Raw genomic sequence first — 15,917 nt, forward strand, 5'->3', positions numbered from 1 at the left:
CAGTCCGGGATGGATCGAAGGGGCGGGAGCCTCGCGGGCCGAGCCGTCGGGTTCGTCTCGACCCGCGAGGGTGAAGCGTCGGCGGATCGGATCAGTGGTTGAAGATGAACTCGCGGCTGTTGAGCAGGGCCCAGAAGACGTCTTCGAGCGCCTGCTGCCGGTCCGAGCCCTCGCCGAAGAGGGGAAGGAGCTGGTCGCGTTCCTCGGGGGTGGGCTTGCGGCTCAGGCAGCGGACGTAGAGGTCGGTGATGAGGTCCTCGGGGGGCAAGTCGCTCTCGACCAGGGACTTGAGCACGGGGCTGGAGCGGATCTTGGCGTTGGTGGTCGAGCCGTTGAGCAGGTGGAGCGACTGCGAGAGGGTCGGCTCCATCTTCACCTCGCACGAGCAGACGGTCTCGCGGGTGGCGCGGCCGAAGGTCGTGAGGAAGTAGTTCGAGGAGCGGCCGTCGGCGATCTGGACGGCCCGGGCGCCGAGCGGGAGCCCCCGGAACTTCTCCTGGGTGTCGGTGACCTGGCTGATCACGTCGAGGAGGTTCTCGGCCTTGATCCGCCGGAGGTTGGCGCGGGCGAAGTTGACCGAGTCGTGGGCGTTCGAGTCGTTGGCGACCGTGTCGCGCTGGTAGGTCCGGCTGTTGCAGATGTCCCGGACGAGGGACTTCAGGTCGTAGCCGGAGTCGGTGAAGCGGCGGGCCAGCTCGTCGAGCAGCTCGGGGTTCGAGGCGGGGTTCGAGACGCGGAAGTCGTCGACCTGCTCGACGATGCCGATGCCGAAGAAGTGGGCCCAGACCCGGTTGACGAAGCTGGTGGCGAAGAACGGGTTGTCGGGGGAGGCGAGCCAGTCGGCCAGGACCTCGCGCCGGTCCTTGCCGCGCACGTCGGGGATCTCGCCGCCGAGGAACTTCGGCGGCATGTTGCGGCCGTCGACCGGGTGCTTCGTCTCGCCGCCGCCGGAGTTGAAGATGATCGTCTCGCGGTAGTCTTCGCCCTGCTTGCGGCCGATCTGGGCGAAGAAGGCGACGAAGCCGTAATAGTCATCCTGGGTCCAGCGGTCGAACGGGTGGTTGTGGCACTGGGCGCACTGGATCCGCATGCCCATGAAGACCTGGGCCACGTTCTCGGCCATCAGGAGCTGGTCGTTGGTCCCCTGGTAGTAGTTGGTGGCGGGGCTCTGGAAGGTGCCGCCGCTGGCCGAGAGGAGGTCTCGGGTCATGACGTCCATGGGGACGTCGTTGGAGAGCTGCTCGACGAGCCAGTTGTAGTAGAGGTACATCCCCTTGTATTCGATCCGGTTCTGGACGGTCCGGACCTGGAGCAGCTCGGCCCACTTCTGGACCCAGATCTCGGAGAATTCCTTGCGGGTGAGCAGCTCGTCGATGACCTTCGAACGCTTGTCGGGGTCGGGGTCGTCGAGGAAGGCCCGGTACTCGTCGGGGGTGGGGACGAGGCCGACGAGGTCGAGCGAGACGCGGCGGAGGAAGGTCTCGTCGGAGCAGACCTCGGACGGGGCGACCCGGATCTTCCGGAGCTTGTCGGCGACGAGGGTGTCGATGTAGTTGGCCTCGGGCTCGTCGGGGTACTCGAACTCGAGCCCCTGCGGCAGGACGAGGAACTGGGAGCCGACGGTGAAGGTCTCGAAGCGGGCCATGACGAAGGCCTCGCCCCGCTCCCCGGCGGTGACGAGGCCGGCCCCGTCGACGACGGCCGAGTTGTCGTTGTTGGTGCTGAAGACGGCCAGCGAGGTGACGTCGCGGTCGGTGCCGTCGGAGTAGACGGCGCGGACGGTCATCTGCTGGGTCGAGCCCTTGCCGTCGAGCACGGCCCGGCTGGGGTAGAGCTGCACGTCGGTGAGGGTCGGCAGCTCCTCGACGGTGTCGTTCGGGGCGCCGGCGGCGATCCACTCGCGGATGGTCCCGTAGAGCTCGCTGTCGGTGCCGAAGAGCTGGCCGCCGGAGTGGGGGACGAGCCCGGCCCCCTTTTCGAGGACGGTGCTGGCCTCGGGCACGGAGAGGTTGACGCGGCGGCCGGGGAGCTCGCGGAGCAGGCGGTGATAGTCGCCCTCGGGGTCGAAGCCGAAGAGGGAGAGGCGGAACCCGTCCTTGCCGCGGGCGGCGCCGTGGCAGCCGCCGGAGTTGCAGCCGGCCTTCATGAAGACGGGCATCACGTCGAGCCGGTAGCTCAGGGGGGGGATCTCGCCGGCCCGGGCGACGGTGACGGGGACCTCGACCGATCGATCGCCGAAGGCGACGGTCAAAACGGTCGAGCCGTCGGCGACGGGGTAATACGTGTGCGACTCGTCGACCCGGACGAGCGAGGGGTCGGCCAGGGCGAAGGTGGCCTCGGCGGTGACGTCTCGGGTGGTGTCGTTGGTGAAGTTGGCCTGGACGACGATCGACTGGCGATCGCGGTCGGTGGTGAGATTGACCTGGGGGGGGAAGACCTGGAGCTCGGCGATCGCCGGCCCGTCGGCGCTGGCCGCCCCCGGGAGGGCGAGCAGGGCGATCGAGGCGGCGGTCAAGCAGGTCCGGATCGAGGCGGGCATGGCTGGCGTCTCCTGCCGTCGGCTGCGCGGGTCGGGCTTCGATGGATTCGGTTCGGAATCCAGGAGGGCGGACATCGAGCAGAGGGAACGGGTTGGTCTGGTCCTGGTGGTGCGAATACGCGCGAGCGGGGATCAGCCTTGCTGATCGTCGGCGTCTCCGGTGGGCTCGGTGGTGGATTCGGTCCGCTGCTGCTCGTCGAGGCGGAGCTGCTCGAGGCGGCTGAGCGGCTTCTTGGTCTCGGCCGGGGCGGGGGCGGGGGTCGGGGCGGCGGCCTCGGCCTTCGGTTCTTCCTTGGGCAGGGGCTTGTCGACCCGGAGCTCGGTGGAGCCGAGGTTGTGCTGGATCGGCTCGCCGTCCTGCGTGATGACGACCTGGCAGAAGAGGTTCTTGTGGGTCCCCTCGGGGGTCTCGGCGGCGGTCTGGATCGGGAAGATGATTTCCGAGGTGTCCTTGGTGATGGTCGTCGGCTCGACGGTCGCGGCGTTGGGCAGGCCGACGAGGGTGACGGTCGCCTCCCCCTCGAACGGGGTGAGCTGGTTGACCTTCACGAGCAGGGGGGCCTCGCTGCCCTGCTCGGCGGCGGCCCGCTCGAACTCGAAGGTGAGGAACTTCTCGGCGATCGTCAGGGGCACGAGCTGCGAGCTGACCGTGACCGGGCCGTCGGGGCCAGTCGAGGAGCCGTTGACGACGATCTTCCAGGTCGCCAGGCCGGCGTTGTCGGCGGCGTTCAGGGGGATGAGGGCCTCATTCTGGCCTTCGGGGATCGAGACGCCGCCGGCCGATCCGATGCCGGGGGGATTCCAGGGGAGGGCGACGGCGATCGGGGCGGTGAACCCCTCGGCGCGGGTGGCCACCACCTTCAATTGCATGGCTCCGTTGCGGACGAGGGGGACCTTCGGCTCGACGACCTCGATGGAGAAGGGGGATTCCTCAGACACGCTGACGGCCAGGCGGTCGACGGATCGGGTCCAGAAGGGGATGTTGTTGCGCCCCTGGACCAGCTCGACGGTGTGGGCCGTTTCGGAGGGGACCGCGAGGGACTCATCGGTCGGGCGGCCGGTCAGCTTGGCGAGCGAGCCGGCGACCGGGGCGTCGGGCGCGGCCGAGAGGAGCAGGGGCATCTGGGCGATCCCGGCGGCCATCGTGTCGGCGTCGAGGGCGATACCTTCGGGCAGGCCCTCGGCCGAGAAGGCCAGGTCGCCGCCGAAGTCGGCCCGGGAGGCGTTGACGAGCATCGCGAGGCGGTTCCCCTTCGGGACCGAGGCGGTGACGACGCCGATCTGCGGGTTCTCGTTCTGCGGGCTGATTGTCAGCTTCGGCTCGACGGGGGTGACTTCGATCCGGTAGAAGTGGCTCGGGCTGCCTTTCCGGAGGTGGTCGCGGATGCTGATGAGGTACTCGCCGTCCTCGGGGGCGGTGAAGCGGTAGGAGCTGTCGGGGCCGCCGCTGTCGTCGTTCGCGCCGACGTTCCCGCCGCCGACCTTCGAGACGACGAGGACCGAGTCGAGCGGGGAGCCGAGCGCCCGGGCGAAGACGCGGACGTCGAGGACCTGGCCGCCCTTGGCCTCGAAGCGGAAGCGGTCGGTCTCGCCGTCCTCGCGGATGACGCCGTTGAGGCCCATCGGCGGGGCGAAGGGGGTGGGCTCGGCGGTCGAGCCGGACTCGATCACGTTGCCGAACGGGCTGAGGCGGAAGGCGTACGGGGCGGGGGAGACGCCGCGGTCGTCCTCGGCCAGGAGGCCGAAGTCGGGGTCGGCCTGGTTGGGGAGGGTGACGGCCTGGGTGCGGTCCCCTTCGATGTCGCCGATCCACTGGACCTCGACCGTCTCGCCGATCGGCCCGCCGGCCGGGACGAGGGCACTGGGCCGGGGGAAGTGGCCGACGTGCAGGCGATAATGGCAGTTGCCGTTGCCCTGGTAGGCACTCTCGCGGACCTGGATGATGTACTGGCCGTCCTCGGGGGCGATGAGCTGGACGATCGGATCTTGCCGGACGAGGCTGGCGTCGTCGCTGCGGACGAGTTCGAACCGCTGGGGGTTGAGGATGGCGACGTAGGGGTCGAAGAGGGTCTTCCCGAGCCGGATCCCCTCGACCTCGGCGGTGATCCGGTCCCCTTGCTTCGCCTCGATGACGTAGAAGTCGTCGTCCTCGTTCTCGGCGACGCCGAGGACGGTGACGTTCAGCGGGATCGGCTGGGGCGATTCGAAGTTGCTGTTGGCGTCGGCGGCCTCGGCGATTTCGGGATAGGCGCCGACGCTGAAGGTGCGGAGGTGGCTGATGCCGGTGGCGGTGCGGACCCGGAGGTCGTACAGGCCGAGCCGGGCATCCTCGGCGATGCGGACGGTCGCCTTGACGGTGTTGGCGTCGGCCGGCTCGAGCGCGATCGTCTCGATCCCCGGCTGATACCAGAGGATTTCCTGCGCGTCGGCGAGCCGATCGCCGGAGAGGGTCAGCTCGACCTCGGTGCCGCGCTGTGCCCCGGCCGGCAGGATCGCATTGAGGACCGGGGACGAGGCCGAAGCGGCCGAGGCCACCAGAAGAAGCACCAGGGCGGCGGTGGGAAGGAGGCGATGAAGACGCATTGGTGGTTCTCGCGGGGGAAGGAAGGCGGCGGCGGCAGAGCGAGGGTCGGAGGCGGAGCGAGACGAGGGAGGAATCAAGGGCGTCGGGTTCCGTCAAACGGACCAGCGGGCACCGTCGAGGCGGACGACTTCGATGGTCGGTCGCGGTTCACCGGGAACGAGGCGGAAACGGAGTGGAAGGACGGCGCTGGCGATCGGTTCCGGGTCGTCCGGGCTCGACGTCCCGGCCAGGAGGAACCGATCTTCGAGGCGGCGATGGAGTTCTAGCCGCCAGGGGTTGCGATCGACGATCAGGACTTCTCGGACGCCGACGTTCGCATAGAAGGGGAGCTTGCGGCGGGCACGGTCGCCGGGGCTGAGGATCTCGACCAGGAAGTCGGGGCCGCCCAGCCAGTAGGCTCCTCGGTTTTCGGCCGGGTTGCCGGGGAGGAAGACGGCGGCGTCGGGGCAGCGGAAGTTCTTCCGCCAGCGATCGGGGCGGTCGGAGATGTTGATTGAGGGGTAGATCAAGGCTTCGGGATCACCGACAAGGGCAAGTCGGAACACATGATAGAATTCCCCGGCAAGCCCCTGGTGCTGGATGTCCGGATCGGGAGACACGACGTACACTCCGTCCCAGACCTCATCCCAGCGGTAGGCGCCCGACTCCTTTCGCCTGCGGATGATGCGCCGGAGCTGTTCCCGAGAGAGAAGCACGTTCGGCATCGCCTTGAAGCCTCGATCGAGGAACGGGTGCGACGAGGGGAGGGGGGCCTTGTGCGGGGCACCCCTCCCGGTTCCCGTTCGATTGTCGCCGGAGCGGGATCAGGCGAGCAACTCGTCGACCACGCGGCCGCCGTCGACGATCTCGATCGGGCGATCGCCGGGGGCCATCAGTTCCTTGTCGGCGACGATGCCGAGCTGGTGGTAGACGGTCTTGGCCAGGTCTTCGGGGCCGACCGGGTCGCGGTCGGGGTCGCTGGCGGTCGAGTTGCTGGCGCCGTGGATGTAGCCGCGCTTGAGTCCGCCGCCGGCCAGGGCGACGCTGAAGACCTTCGGCCAGTGGTCGCGGCCGGCCGTGCGGTTGATCTTCGGCGTGCGGCCGAATTCGCTGGAGACCATGACCAGGGTGCGGTCGAGCAGGCCCGTCCGGTCGAGGTCGTTGATCAGGGCGGCGAACGCCTGGTCGAAGGAGGGCATGAGGCGCTTCATGCCTCGGGTGACCTGGTTGTGCATGTCCCAGCCGCCGTAGGTCAGCGTGACCATGCGGACGCCGGCGGCGACGAGGCGGCGGGCCATCAGCATGCGCTGGCCGGCCTGGTTCATGCCGTAGGCGTTGCGGACCTCCTCGGGCTCGGCGTTGATGTCGAAGGCGGCTCGGGCGTCGGGCGAGCTGATGAGGCTGTAAGCCCGGTCGTAGAAGGAGTCCATCGCGGTCAGCTCGTCGGACGACTCGCGCCTGCGGAAGTAGTCGTTGACGGCGTCGAGGGCGGAGCGCCGGGTGGCGAACCGGGAGTCGTCGACCCCGCCGGGGAGGTCGAGATCCTGGACGCGGAAGTTGCGCCGGGCCGGGTCGCTGCCGAGGGCGAAGGGGGAGAAGGCCGAGCTGAGGTAGCCGGTGCCGGCGTACTCGTTCGGCATGTTCGGGACGCAGACGTACGGCGGCAGGTTGTTGCGGGGGCCGTACTCGTGCGAGATGACGCTGCCCATGCTCGGATACTGCAGGGCCGGGCTGGGGCGGTACCCGGTGAACATGTTGTGCGTGCCGCGCTCGTGGGCGGCCTCGCCGTGGGTCATCGAGCGGATGACGGTGAGCTTGTCGGCGATCCGGCTGGTCTGCGGGAGCGTCTCGCTGAAGCGCTCTCCGGGGAGGGCCGTGTCGATCGAGCCCATCTCGCCGCGGTACTCGATCGGGGCGTACGGCTTGGGGTCGAACGATTCCTGGTGGGCCAGGCCGCCGGGCAGGAAGATGTGGATGACCGAATCAGCCTTGGCCTCGATCGGGGCGTAATCCTTCTGCTCGGCCCGGGCCCGGAGGCGAAACAGGTCGCTCAAGGTCAGGCCGAAGCCGCAAGCGCCCACCGTCAGGAACCCACGGCGGCCGATCGTGCGGAGCGGAGGGGTCATCAGACGTCTCCTTGAGGGATGAGGGATAGTGGAGGGATCAACCTCCGGCGGGCATCCGGGGCCTTTGAAGCGCTCCATCAGCTCGAAGGATCGCGGACAGCCGGGCCAAGCGGGAGGAAACCGGGATGGAGTCGCACAGTGGAACGAGCACGCCAGGGGGGGATGGAGGATGGAAAGGAGGGCGGAGATCCGACCAAAATGGGTCTCAGCATCACGCGCAATGTCGGCGACTTGTTTAACAGAGAATCCGTCCGAACATACCGAGAGTTACGGGATGGATGCAAGACAACGTTGGGTCTTTTTGGAACGGCGGTGTTTTTTTCGGTCGACGCGGGTCGGCCTTCGTGACGAAGGTCGTTGCGGCCAGGGGAGATAGCGTCACGGCAGGGGGGGGGCGGAGGACGGTCGCGGAGAGGGGAGGTTTCGGGGCCCATCGGCCGGAGGCGGCATCGGGCTCCGAAGCGACGACCGCCCTGGGCCGATCGGCCGAGGGGTTCGATCGCGACTCGTCGGCCGGGGCGCTCTCTGGAGGAGCAGGGGCGGGCAGGTTAGAGTCGTCATTGAAAAACCACGGGGAGGTCCTCGCCTCGGGGCGCGTGGGGCGGCGTTGGTCAGCGGAGCGGGGCACCATCGATCGGGTGATCTCGGAGGACAACGGGGCCGGGCGCGTGTCATCGCTGAAGCACCCGGCGTGATTGCCGAAGGGGGCGGGCGGCACGCTCGCTCGGACACGATCGACCGCACTGAGACTGAGATCGAGGGAGAACGGGCAGTGACACCCGATCGAAGCCTGGGCCGGCGAGGGGGCTGGTCGGACCCGTCGGGATGGAGTCCCCGGGACGGCTCGGATCGCTTACGAAGGGGGAAGGCGGATGCGGCGCGGGCGGATCGGCAACGGGGCGGTTCTGGGGGGGATTGAGATGCCTCTGCTTCTTCTGGTGCTGACGATGCTGCTGGGAGGGGGGCCCATTGCGGAGGGGCAGGACGCCTTCCGGCCGCCGTCGCGGGCGGGCCTCGCCCCGGGAGCCGTCGACGTCCACTCGTGGGGGAATCCGCATCAGGTACGCGTCAGCGCGGTGAAGCTCGCGCTGGAGGTCGACTTCGAGGCGCATCGACTCGCCGGGACCGCCCGGCTGTCGATTGATCGCGCCCCTGATTGCCCCGAAGGGGCGGCGTTGTGGCTCGATACGAACGGGCTGGAGATTGAGCGCGTCCAGGGGGTGGTGGGGCTGGGCACCCTGGTCGATTTGCCCTTCGAGCTGGTGAGGACGGAGGTCCCGGAGGCGGAACGGACGCTCTTTCCCGAGGGGAACCGATCGGACGGGACGCCGATTCACGGGGTGCCCTTGGTGATCCAGGTCGGGGATCTGCTCGAGGTGATCGTGACGTACCGGACGGACCCGGCGGCCTCGGCCCTGCAATGGCTCGAACCCGAGCAGACGGCCGGGGGGAAGCTGCCGTTCCTCTTCTCGCAGAGCCAGGCGATTCACGCGCGATCGTGGATCCCGCTCCAGGATTCGCCCGGGGTGCGCGTCCTGTACGACGCGGAGATCCGGGTCGATCGTCCGGGCCTGAAGGCGGTGATGAGCGCGCTCGGGAATTTCGGCACGAATCCGACCCGGCCGGCCGACGACCCCGCGGAGCATGTCCCCTTCAGGTTCTCGATGCCGAGGCCGATCCCCCCCTACCTGATCGCCCTGGCGGTGGGCGACCTGGAGTTCCGGACGCTCGGGGAACGCTCGGGGGTGTATGCCGAGCCGGCCCTGATCGAGGCGGCGGCGTTCGAGTTCGCGGACACCGAGGCGATGATCGAGACGACCGAGGAGCGGTTCGGGCCGTATCGCTGGGGGCGGTATGATTTGCTCGTCCTGCCGCCGAGCTTCCCCTACGGCGGGATGGAGAATCCGCTGCTGACCTTCGCCACGCCGACCATCCTGGCCGGCGACCGCTCGCTCGTCTCGTTGGTGGCGCACGAGCTGGCGCATTCGTGGTCGGGGAACCTCGTGACTAATGCCACCTGGGACGACTTCTGGCTCAACGAGGGATTCACCTCGTACATCGAGCGGCGGATCGTCGAGGACGTGTACGGGCCGGATCTCGCCGCGATGGAAGACGTGCTCGCCCTGGCCGGGCTCCGTGCGACGCTCGACGAGCTGGATGAACGCGATCAGATTCTCAATATCGACCTCTGGGGCCGAGACCCGGACGACAATGTCACCTCCGTGCCGTACGACAAGGGGGCCTTGTTCCTCAGGACCCTGGAACAGGCCTTCGGCAGGGAGCGGTTTGATGCGTTTCTCCGCGGGTACTTCGACCACTTCGCGTTCCAGAGCATCACGGCCGAGCAATTCGAAGATTACGTGATGAAGGAACTCGTGGCCGACGATCCCGAAGCGGCCGAGCAAGTCGATCTCCGCGCCTGGCTGGATGCCCCGGGGCTGCCCCCCATCCGGGAGCCGAAGTCTGATCGCTTGGCCGCGGTCGATCGTCAGGTGCAGTCGTGGGTCGATGGTGAAATCGAGGCGGACGAGTTGCAGGCGGAGGACTGGTCGACCCAGGAATGGCTGCACTTCCTCGGGGCCTTGCCGAGGGACCTGGCCGTCGATCGCGTGGCCGAGCTGGATCGGGCCTTGATGCTGACGCAGCGAGAGAACGCCGAGATCGCCTGTCAGTGGCTCGAGCTGGCGATTCGGACCGGCTACGGCGAGGCCGATGCCCGGCTCGATCGCTTCCTGACGACCATCGGCCGTCGGAAATTCCTCATGCCCCTGTACGGGGCGATGGTCGAGGCGGGGGAACTCGAACGCGCCCGGGTCATCTACGCGATGGCCCGACCGAAGTACCACCCGATCGCGGTGGAGTCGCTCGATCGCTTGCTCGGGACGCCGGATGATCGTTGAGTTGACGGGACCGGCCCTGGATCGCGAACACCTCTTGTCCTGGTAGACTGATCATGTCTGAACCCTTGATTCCCGCGACGGTGATCGGGAGCTGGTCGTTCCCCGGCTGGTACGAGGCGATCGTCGCCGAGATCGCCGCGCATCCGGATCGCTTCGGCCTGCTCGATCGCGAGGAAGCCGTGCGAGACGCCGTGCGCGTGGTGGTCGACGACCAGCTCCGGGCGGGGCTCGACCGGATCACCGACGGCGAGGTGCAGCGGGTCGACTTCAACCTCGGCTTCTATGATTTCCTGGAAGGGATCGAACCCTTGCCGACGGCCCGCCTCTGGGGGGCTCCGGCGCACGACCAGCGGAGCAAATATCGCTGCGTCGCGCCGCTCTCGGCCCCGAAGGGGCTGGGGACGGTCGAGGAGCTGCGCCGCTTCCGCCTCGTCACCGAGGCCCCGACGAAGATGCCCGTGCCCGGCCCGTTCACCCTGGCCGGCTGCATCAACGGTGGGGAGGTCTACCCCGACCGGATGGGGGTGACGGAGGCCCTCGTGCCGATCGTCAACGCCGAGCTGAAGGCGCTGGTGGCCGAGGGGGTGGACTTCCTCCAGCTCGACGAGCCGAGCTTCGCCTGCCATCCGGACAACCCGGAGGTGTTCCTCGACATCGTGGCCAGGACCGTCGAGGGGGTGGATGCGTACATCAGTATGCACATGTGCTTCGGCAACTACCGGGCGAGGGCCGTCGGCTGGCGGTCGTACCGGCCGCTCTTCCCGCACATCGGCAGGGCGAAGGTGAACCAGCTCGCCATGGAGTTCGCCAGCCGGGAGATGGCGGAGCTGGAGCTGCTGGCCGAGTTGCCGGAGTCGATGGACGTGGCGGTCGGCCTGGTGGACGTGAAGAATACGTGGATCGAGCCGAAGGAACTGGTGGCGGACCGGTTGCGGTCGGTCCTGAAGCATGTCGATGCCTCGCGCGTCTCGGTGACGCCCGATTGCGGCTTCTCGCAGACGGCCAGGCACGTGGCGGTGGGCAAGGCGAAGGCGATGGTCGAGGGGGTCCGCCTGGTTCGCCGCGAACTGGGCAAGGAGTAACTTAGACACTCGACGGGACACCCCGGCCGACGCAATAACGCAATCGAGCATGCCGATGTCTGAATTGATTCAGCCGAAGAAACGCGGGGCCGAGCTGGCCGCCGAGATCCGCGAGACGATCCCCGAGCCGGGGACGCTGGCCGTCTGGTGGCTCGGGCAGAGCGGGTTCCTGTACAAGTCGCGGTTCGGGACGTTGGTGATCGACCCGTATCTGTCCGAGTCGCTCACCGCGAAATATGCGAACACGGACAAACCTCACATCCGGATGACCGAGTGCCCGATCCGGGGGAACGAGTTGTCGGGGATCGACCTGGTGCTCGGGAGCCACAAGCACACCGACCACATCGACGGCGAGACGCTCTCGCCGCTGCTCGGGGCCAATCCGGCGGCGGAGCTGTGCGTGCCGGAGGCGCTCATCCATCACTGCGAGAAGCTGGGCCTGCCGAGCAAGCGGCTGGTGGGGCTGGATAACGGCTGGGAACACGAGCGGGCCGGGTTCACGGTCCGGGCCTTGCCGTCGGCCCACATGGACCTCGATACGGACACGTCGGGGCTCTGCCTGTACCTCGGGTTCGTGGTCGAGGTCGATGGCTTGAGGTTCTACCACAGCGGGGATTCGGTCGTTTACGATGGCCTGGTCGAGAACCTGGGGCCGGGGCCGTTCGACGCTTTCTTCCTGCCGATCAACGGCTGGGACCCGCGGCGGAAGGTGGCGGGGAACATGTCGGCCGAGGAGGCGGTGGAGCTGGCGAACCTGTGCCGCCCTCGGTTCCTGGTGCCGCATCATTACGACATGTTTACGTTCAACACCGTGCCCATCGGTGACTTTGAAGAGGCGGCGAAGGGGCTGACCGCCGGGGTCGAGCCGGTGGTGAAGCGGTGCGGCGAGCGCTGGGAGATCACGACGTGAGTGTCACCTTGGGGATCGATGTCGGCACCTCGGGCACGAAGACCCTCGCCGTCCGGGAGTCGGGGGAGATCGTCGCGAGCGCCTCGGCCGAGTATCCGTGCTCGTATCCGAAGCCGGGCTGGTCGGAGCAGGATCCGAAGCTCTGGTGGGACGCGACGATTGCCACCGTCCGCGAGGTGCTGGCGAAGGGGAATCTCAGGCCGGAGGACGTCTCGGGGATCGGCCTGAGCGGCCAGATGCACGGCTCGGTCTTCCTCGATGAACAGGGGGAGGTCGTCCGTCCGGCCTTGCTCTGGAACGATCAGCGCACCGGAGCCGAGAGCGCCGAGATCGAGGCGAAGGCCGGGGGCCGCGAGGCGCTCGTCCGGATGGTCGCCAACCGGGCGTTGACCGGCTTCACGGCGCCGAAAATCCTCTGGGTCCGTGCCCACGAGCCGAAGCACTGGGAGCGGGTCCGCACGGTCCTCTTGCCGAAGGATTACATCCGCTACAGGCTCTCGGGCACGTTCGCGACGGAGGTGAGCGACGCCTCGGGCACCTTGCTGCTCGACGTGGCGAACCGCAGGTGGAGCGACGAGCTGCTCGGGAAGCTCGACCTGGATCGCTCGCTCTTGCCCGATTGCTTCGAGAGCTTCGAGGTCTCGGCGCAGGTCAGTGCGAAGGGGGCCGAGGCGACGGGTTTGAAGCCGGGCACACCGATCGTCGGCGGTGGCGGCGATCAGCCGGCCGGGGCGGTCGGCAACGGGATCGTCCGGTCGGGCGCCGTCTCGGCGACGATGGGGACCTCGGGCGTCGTCTTCTGCCACACGGATGAAGCGGGCTTCGACCCGGAAGGACGCCTGCAACGCGGTTGCCACGCGGTGCCGGGGGCCTGGCACGTGATGGGGGTGGTCCTGGCGGCCGGCGGGGCCTTGCAGTGGTTCCGCAACGAGCTGGGCAAGGCGGAGGTGCTGGCGGCGAAGGAGCAGGGGGTCGATCCGTACTTCCTGCTGACCGATGAAGCCGCGACCGTGGGACCCGGCGCGGAAGGTTTATTCTTCCTGCCGTATCTGACGGGGGAACGGACGCCGCACTTCGATCCGAACGCCCGAGGAGGCTGGATCGGCCTGACCGTCCGGCATGGTCGCGCCCACCTGATCCGGTCGGTCATAGAAGGGGCGACCTACGCCATGCGCGACAGCCTGGAGCTGATCCGGGAGATGGGGGCGGCGATCACCCAGATTCGCCTCTCCGGCGGTGGCGCCCGCAACGCCCTCTGGCGGCAGATCCAGGCCGACATTTATGGTCAGGACGTATGCATGATCAATGCGAGCGAGGGGCCGGCCTTCGGGGTGGCCCTGCTGGCGATGGTGGGGACGGGGGCCTATGCCTCGGTGGCCGAGGCGTGCGACGCGACGATTCAGGTGGTCGAGACGACCCCGGTCGATCCCGCGACCAAGGCCTTGTACGACGCGGCCTACCCGATTTATCGCGGGCTGTACGGCGACCTGAAGGATCGCTTCGCCGCGATGGATGCCCTGGTCCGGGGCGCCTGACCCCTTCGCCCCGGAGTTGCGCAGATGCCCCGCCGCAAGCCCCGATCGGCCCCCCGGACTCGCAGCTCGACCGGGGGGAATGCTTCGCCGTCAACGCCATCCGCCTCACCGTCGCCTCCGTCGATGGAGGAGGGGGCCGGGCGATCGCTCCTCACGCGGCCGAGACTGGTCCTGATCGTCGGTCTGCTTCTGATCGTGCAGTGGTCGCTGGCGGTCATCAGCCTGCTGGGGGAAACCCCGACCGTGGATGAGGTGGTCCACCTGCCGGCCGGGGTGAGCTACTGGGAGATGGGGACCTTCCGGCTCTATCCGCACAATCCGCCCCTCATCAAGCTGCTGGCGGCCTTGCCGGTGTTGCAAGCCGGGCCCGAGACGGCCCCACTGTACCGAGAGGCCCGCTGGGGCTGGCCCGACGCGAACAAGGCGGCGTTTGCGCATGGGTTCATGCTGCTCAACGCGCCGAGGTTGTTCGAATTGATGGCACCCGCGCGGTTGATGATGCCGATTGCCGCCGTTATCGGAGGGTTGGTCATCTTCGACTGGTCGCGGAGGCTCTGGGGGCCCTGGGGAGGGTTGATCAGTCTGACGCTTTGGACCTTCTGCCCGAACATCCTGGCGCATACGCGGCTGATCACGACGGACGTCAGCGCGACGGTGATCGGATTCGCGGCGACCTATGCGTTCTGGCACTTCCTGAGGCGGCCGACGTGGGGCCTCGTCGTGGTGGCGGGGCTGTTGCTCGGGATCGCGCAACTGACCAAGTTCAGCCTGCTCCTGCTTTACGGGCTCTGGCCGTTGCTCTGGCTGATCCAGGAACTCACGCGAGGGGAACGGGCCGGGCGGGTGCGTCGGGTGGGGCGATCGGCGGTGCAAGGGGTGGCGATGGTCGCGTTAAGCGTTTTGGTCATCAATATCGGCTATGGCTTCGAGGGGACGGGGAAGAAGCTGGGGGATTTCGCGTTCACCTGCCAGACGTTGACGACGGAACGCGAGACGCCTCGGCCGTTGTTCCGGACCGATCCGACCCGCCAGGGGCCGGACCTGAAGGCGGGGGTGCTCCAGTTCCGCGAGAATCGGTTCCGGGGGACGCCGCTCGCATCGTTGCCGGTGCCGCTCCCGGAATACTACGTCTCCGGCTTCGACGACCAGAAGCTCGAAGCCGAGGGGGTTCCCGTCCGGGCGATGATGTTCGCCGATGATTGGATGAACGCCTCGATCCCGCCCGATGCCATCTCGGGCTATCCCGTGTTCCTCGACGGCGAGCTGAGCAACGAGAGCTGGTGGTATTACTACCTGATGACGCTCGTCTACAAGGTGCCGGAAGGGACCTGGGCGTTGCTGCTGCTGGCGATCGCGGTGATCCCGATGGCGAGTCGGAACCGGGCCGAGGCGGTGGACGAGGCGAGCATCTGGATCGTCCCGGCGGTGGTGCTCGGGGTGATGAGCTTCGGGACGAACATCGCGATCGGCTTGCGCTACGTCCTGCCGATCTTCCCGTATCTGTTCCTCGGGGCCGGACGGCTCGCCCCGTGGGCATCGGGGCTGCAAGGGGGGGCGCGGACGGCGGCGATCGCGGGCATCGGTGTCGGCTTGCTGGCGACGGCCTCGGCGGCCTTATTGATTCACCCGCACTATCTTGCCTATTTCAATTGGGTGTCGGGCGGGGCGAAACGGGGGTCGGAGCACCTGATCGACAGCAACCTCGACTGGGGCCAGGATCTCAAGGGTTTGCATGACTGGCTGGAGCTGAATGCGCCGGGGGAGCGGGTGGGGATTGCCTACTTCGGGCAGGTCAATCCGGAGGTGTTCAACATCCGGGCGCAGGTGGATGACCCGTCGATCGGGTCGGGGAGGCCGCTCGACTGGTTCTTGCCGCCGGTCCTGCCGGGGACGCTCCCCGAACGGCCGGGGCAGGATGCGGGGCCTCCGGAGCCGGGACTTTATGCCGTGAGCGCGTCGTTGATGCGGGGCTTGCCCTGGCGGGTCTACGCGCCGGATCGGTGGGCGCCGATGTCGGCCCGGCTCGGGGCGTTCCGGTACTTCGAATCGCTGGAGCCGATCGGGCAGATTGGCTACTCAATCCTCCTGTATCGGGTCACGCCCGCCGACGCGACTCGCCTGGCCAGTCGCTGGCAATCGGCGCCGGTTGAGCCGGGCATGCCGGCGAACCCCTCGATGGGCGACTGAAGGTGCTTGCGTCGGCCGATCGTGGGGTTTACAACCGAAGGCCTTGTCTGCTGTCGATGACGCGAGGCACCACCG

At 68.1% G+C, this 15,917-nt stretch carries 9 protein-coding genes; 5 read left to right on the forward strand and 4 right to left on the reverse strand.

Annotation, left to right across the window (positions count from 1 at the left end; all coding sequences use genetic code 11):
* Positions 1 to 91: 91 nt before the first annotated feature.
* The 4 genes from AB1L88_RS00870 to AB1L88_RS00885 all read right to left on the reverse strand — a co-directional run bounded on the left by AB1L88_RS00870 (position 92) and on the right by AB1L88_RS00885 (position 7,228).
* Complete coding sequence (locus AB1L88_RS00870; RefSeq protein WP_367094730.1) at positions 92 to 2,539, reverse strand: DUF1549 domain-containing protein; 2,448 nt, start codon at positions 2,537 to 2,539, stop codon at positions 92 to 94.
* 132 nt (positions 2,540 to 2,671) lie between these two features.
* Positions 2,672 to 5,122 (reverse strand): PPC domain-containing protein, encoded by a 2,451-nt coding sequence (locus tag AB1L88_RS00875; protein WP_367094731.1) that lies wholly within the window; start codon positions 5,120 to 5,122, stop codon positions 2,672 to 2,674.
* Positions 5,123 to 5,215: 93 nt separating this feature from the next.
* Positions 5,216 to 5,827 carry a Uma2 family endonuclease gene (locus tag AB1L88_RS00880; RefSeq protein ID WP_367094732.1) on the reverse strand — a complete coding sequence of 204 codons (612 nt, stop codon included), beginning with the start codon at positions 5,825 to 5,827 and terminating at the stop codon, positions 5,216 to 5,218.
* A gap of 99 nt (positions 5,828 to 5,926) precedes the next feature.
* Complete coding sequence (locus tag AB1L88_RS00885; protein ID WP_367094733.1) at positions 5,927 to 7,228, reverse strand: DUF1501 domain-containing protein; 1,302 nt, start codon at positions 7,226 to 7,228, stop codon at positions 5,927 to 5,929.
* Positions 7,229 to 8,148: 920 nt separating this feature from the next.
* Here AB1L88_RS00885 and AB1L88_RS00890 point away from each other — a divergent pair.
* The 5 genes from AB1L88_RS00890 to AB1L88_RS00910 all read left to right on the forward strand — a co-directional run bounded on the left by AB1L88_RS00890 (position 8,149) and on the right by AB1L88_RS00910 (position 15,842).
* Positions 8,149 to 10,128, forward strand: a complete 1,980-nt coding sequence (locus tag AB1L88_RS00890; RefSeq protein ID WP_367094734.1) for a M1 family metallopeptidase — start codon at positions 8,149 to 8,151, stop codon at positions 10,126 to 10,128.
* A gap of 53 nt (positions 10,129 to 10,181) precedes the next feature.
* Entirely contained in the window at positions 10,182 to 11,210 is a 1,029-nt protein-coding gene (locus tag AB1L88_RS00895; RefSeq protein WP_367094735.1) for a cobalamin-independent methionine synthase II family protein, read from the forward strand.
* Between the two features lie 55 nt (positions 11,211 to 11,265).
* Positions 11,266 to 12,120, forward strand: a complete 855-nt coding sequence (locus tag AB1L88_RS00900; protein ID WP_367094736.1) for an MBL fold metallo-hydrolase — start codon at positions 11,266 to 11,268, stop codon at positions 12,118 to 12,120.
* The gene (gene xylB, locus AB1L88_RS00905) at positions 12,117 to 13,655 is read left to right on the forward strand and encodes a xylulokinase (RefSeq protein WP_367094737.1); all 1,539 of its coding nucleotides are present in this window, start codon (positions 12,117 to 12,119) and stop codon (positions 13,653 to 13,655) included. The genes AB1L88_RS00900 and xylB overlap by 4 nt, the downstream gene beginning before the upstream one ends.
* 123 nt (positions 13,656 to 13,778) lie before the next feature.
* A complete protein-coding gene (locus tag AB1L88_RS00910) occupies positions 13,779 to 15,842 on the forward strand; it encodes a glycosyltransferase family 39 protein (protein WP_367094738.1) in 2,064 nt (687 codons plus the stop codon).
* The last annotated feature ends 75 nt before the right edge of the window (positions 15,843 to 15,917 follow it).

It is taken from the genome of Tautonia sp. JC769 (assembly GCF_040717455.1).
Taxonomy (GTDB): Bacteria; Planctomycetota; Planctomycetia; order Isosphaerales; family Isosphaeraceae; genus Tautonia.

Excerpts from the sequence above, each read along its gene's own strand:
- AB1L88_RS00870 (WP_367094730.1), bottom strand. The coding sequence starts at position 2,539 with ATGCCCGCCTCGATCCGGACCTGCTTGACCGCCGCCTCGATCGCCCTG.
- AB1L88_RS00875 (WP_367094731.1), bottom strand. The coding sequence starts at position 5,122 with ATGCGTCTTCATCGCCTCCTTCCCACCGCCGCCCTGGTGCTTCTTCTG.
- AB1L88_RS00885 (WP_367094733.1), bottom strand. The coding sequence starts at position 7,228 with ATGACCCCTCCGCTCCGCACGATCGGCCGCCGTGGGTTCCTGACGGTG.
- AB1L88_RS00900 (WP_367094736.1), top strand. The coding sequence starts at position 11,266 with ATGTCTGAATTGATTCAGCCGAAGAAACGCGGGGCCGAGCTGGCCGCC.
- AB1L88_RS00895 (WP_367094735.1), top strand. The coding sequence starts at position 10,182 with ATGTCTGAACCCTTGATTCCCGCGACGGTGATCGGGAGCTGGTCGTTC.
- AB1L88_RS00890 (WP_367094734.1), top strand. The coding sequence starts at position 8,149 with ATGCCTCTGCTTCTTCTGGTGCTGACGATGCTGCTGGGAGGGGGGCCC.
- AB1L88_RS00880 (WP_367094732.1), bottom strand. The coding sequence starts at position 5,827 with ATGCCGAACGTGCTTCTCTCTCGGGAACAGCTCCGGCGCATCATCCGC.
- AB1L88_RS00910 (WP_367094738.1), top strand. The coding sequence starts at position 13,779 with ATGGAGGAGGGGGCCGGGCGATCGCTCCTCACGCGGCCGAGACTGGTC.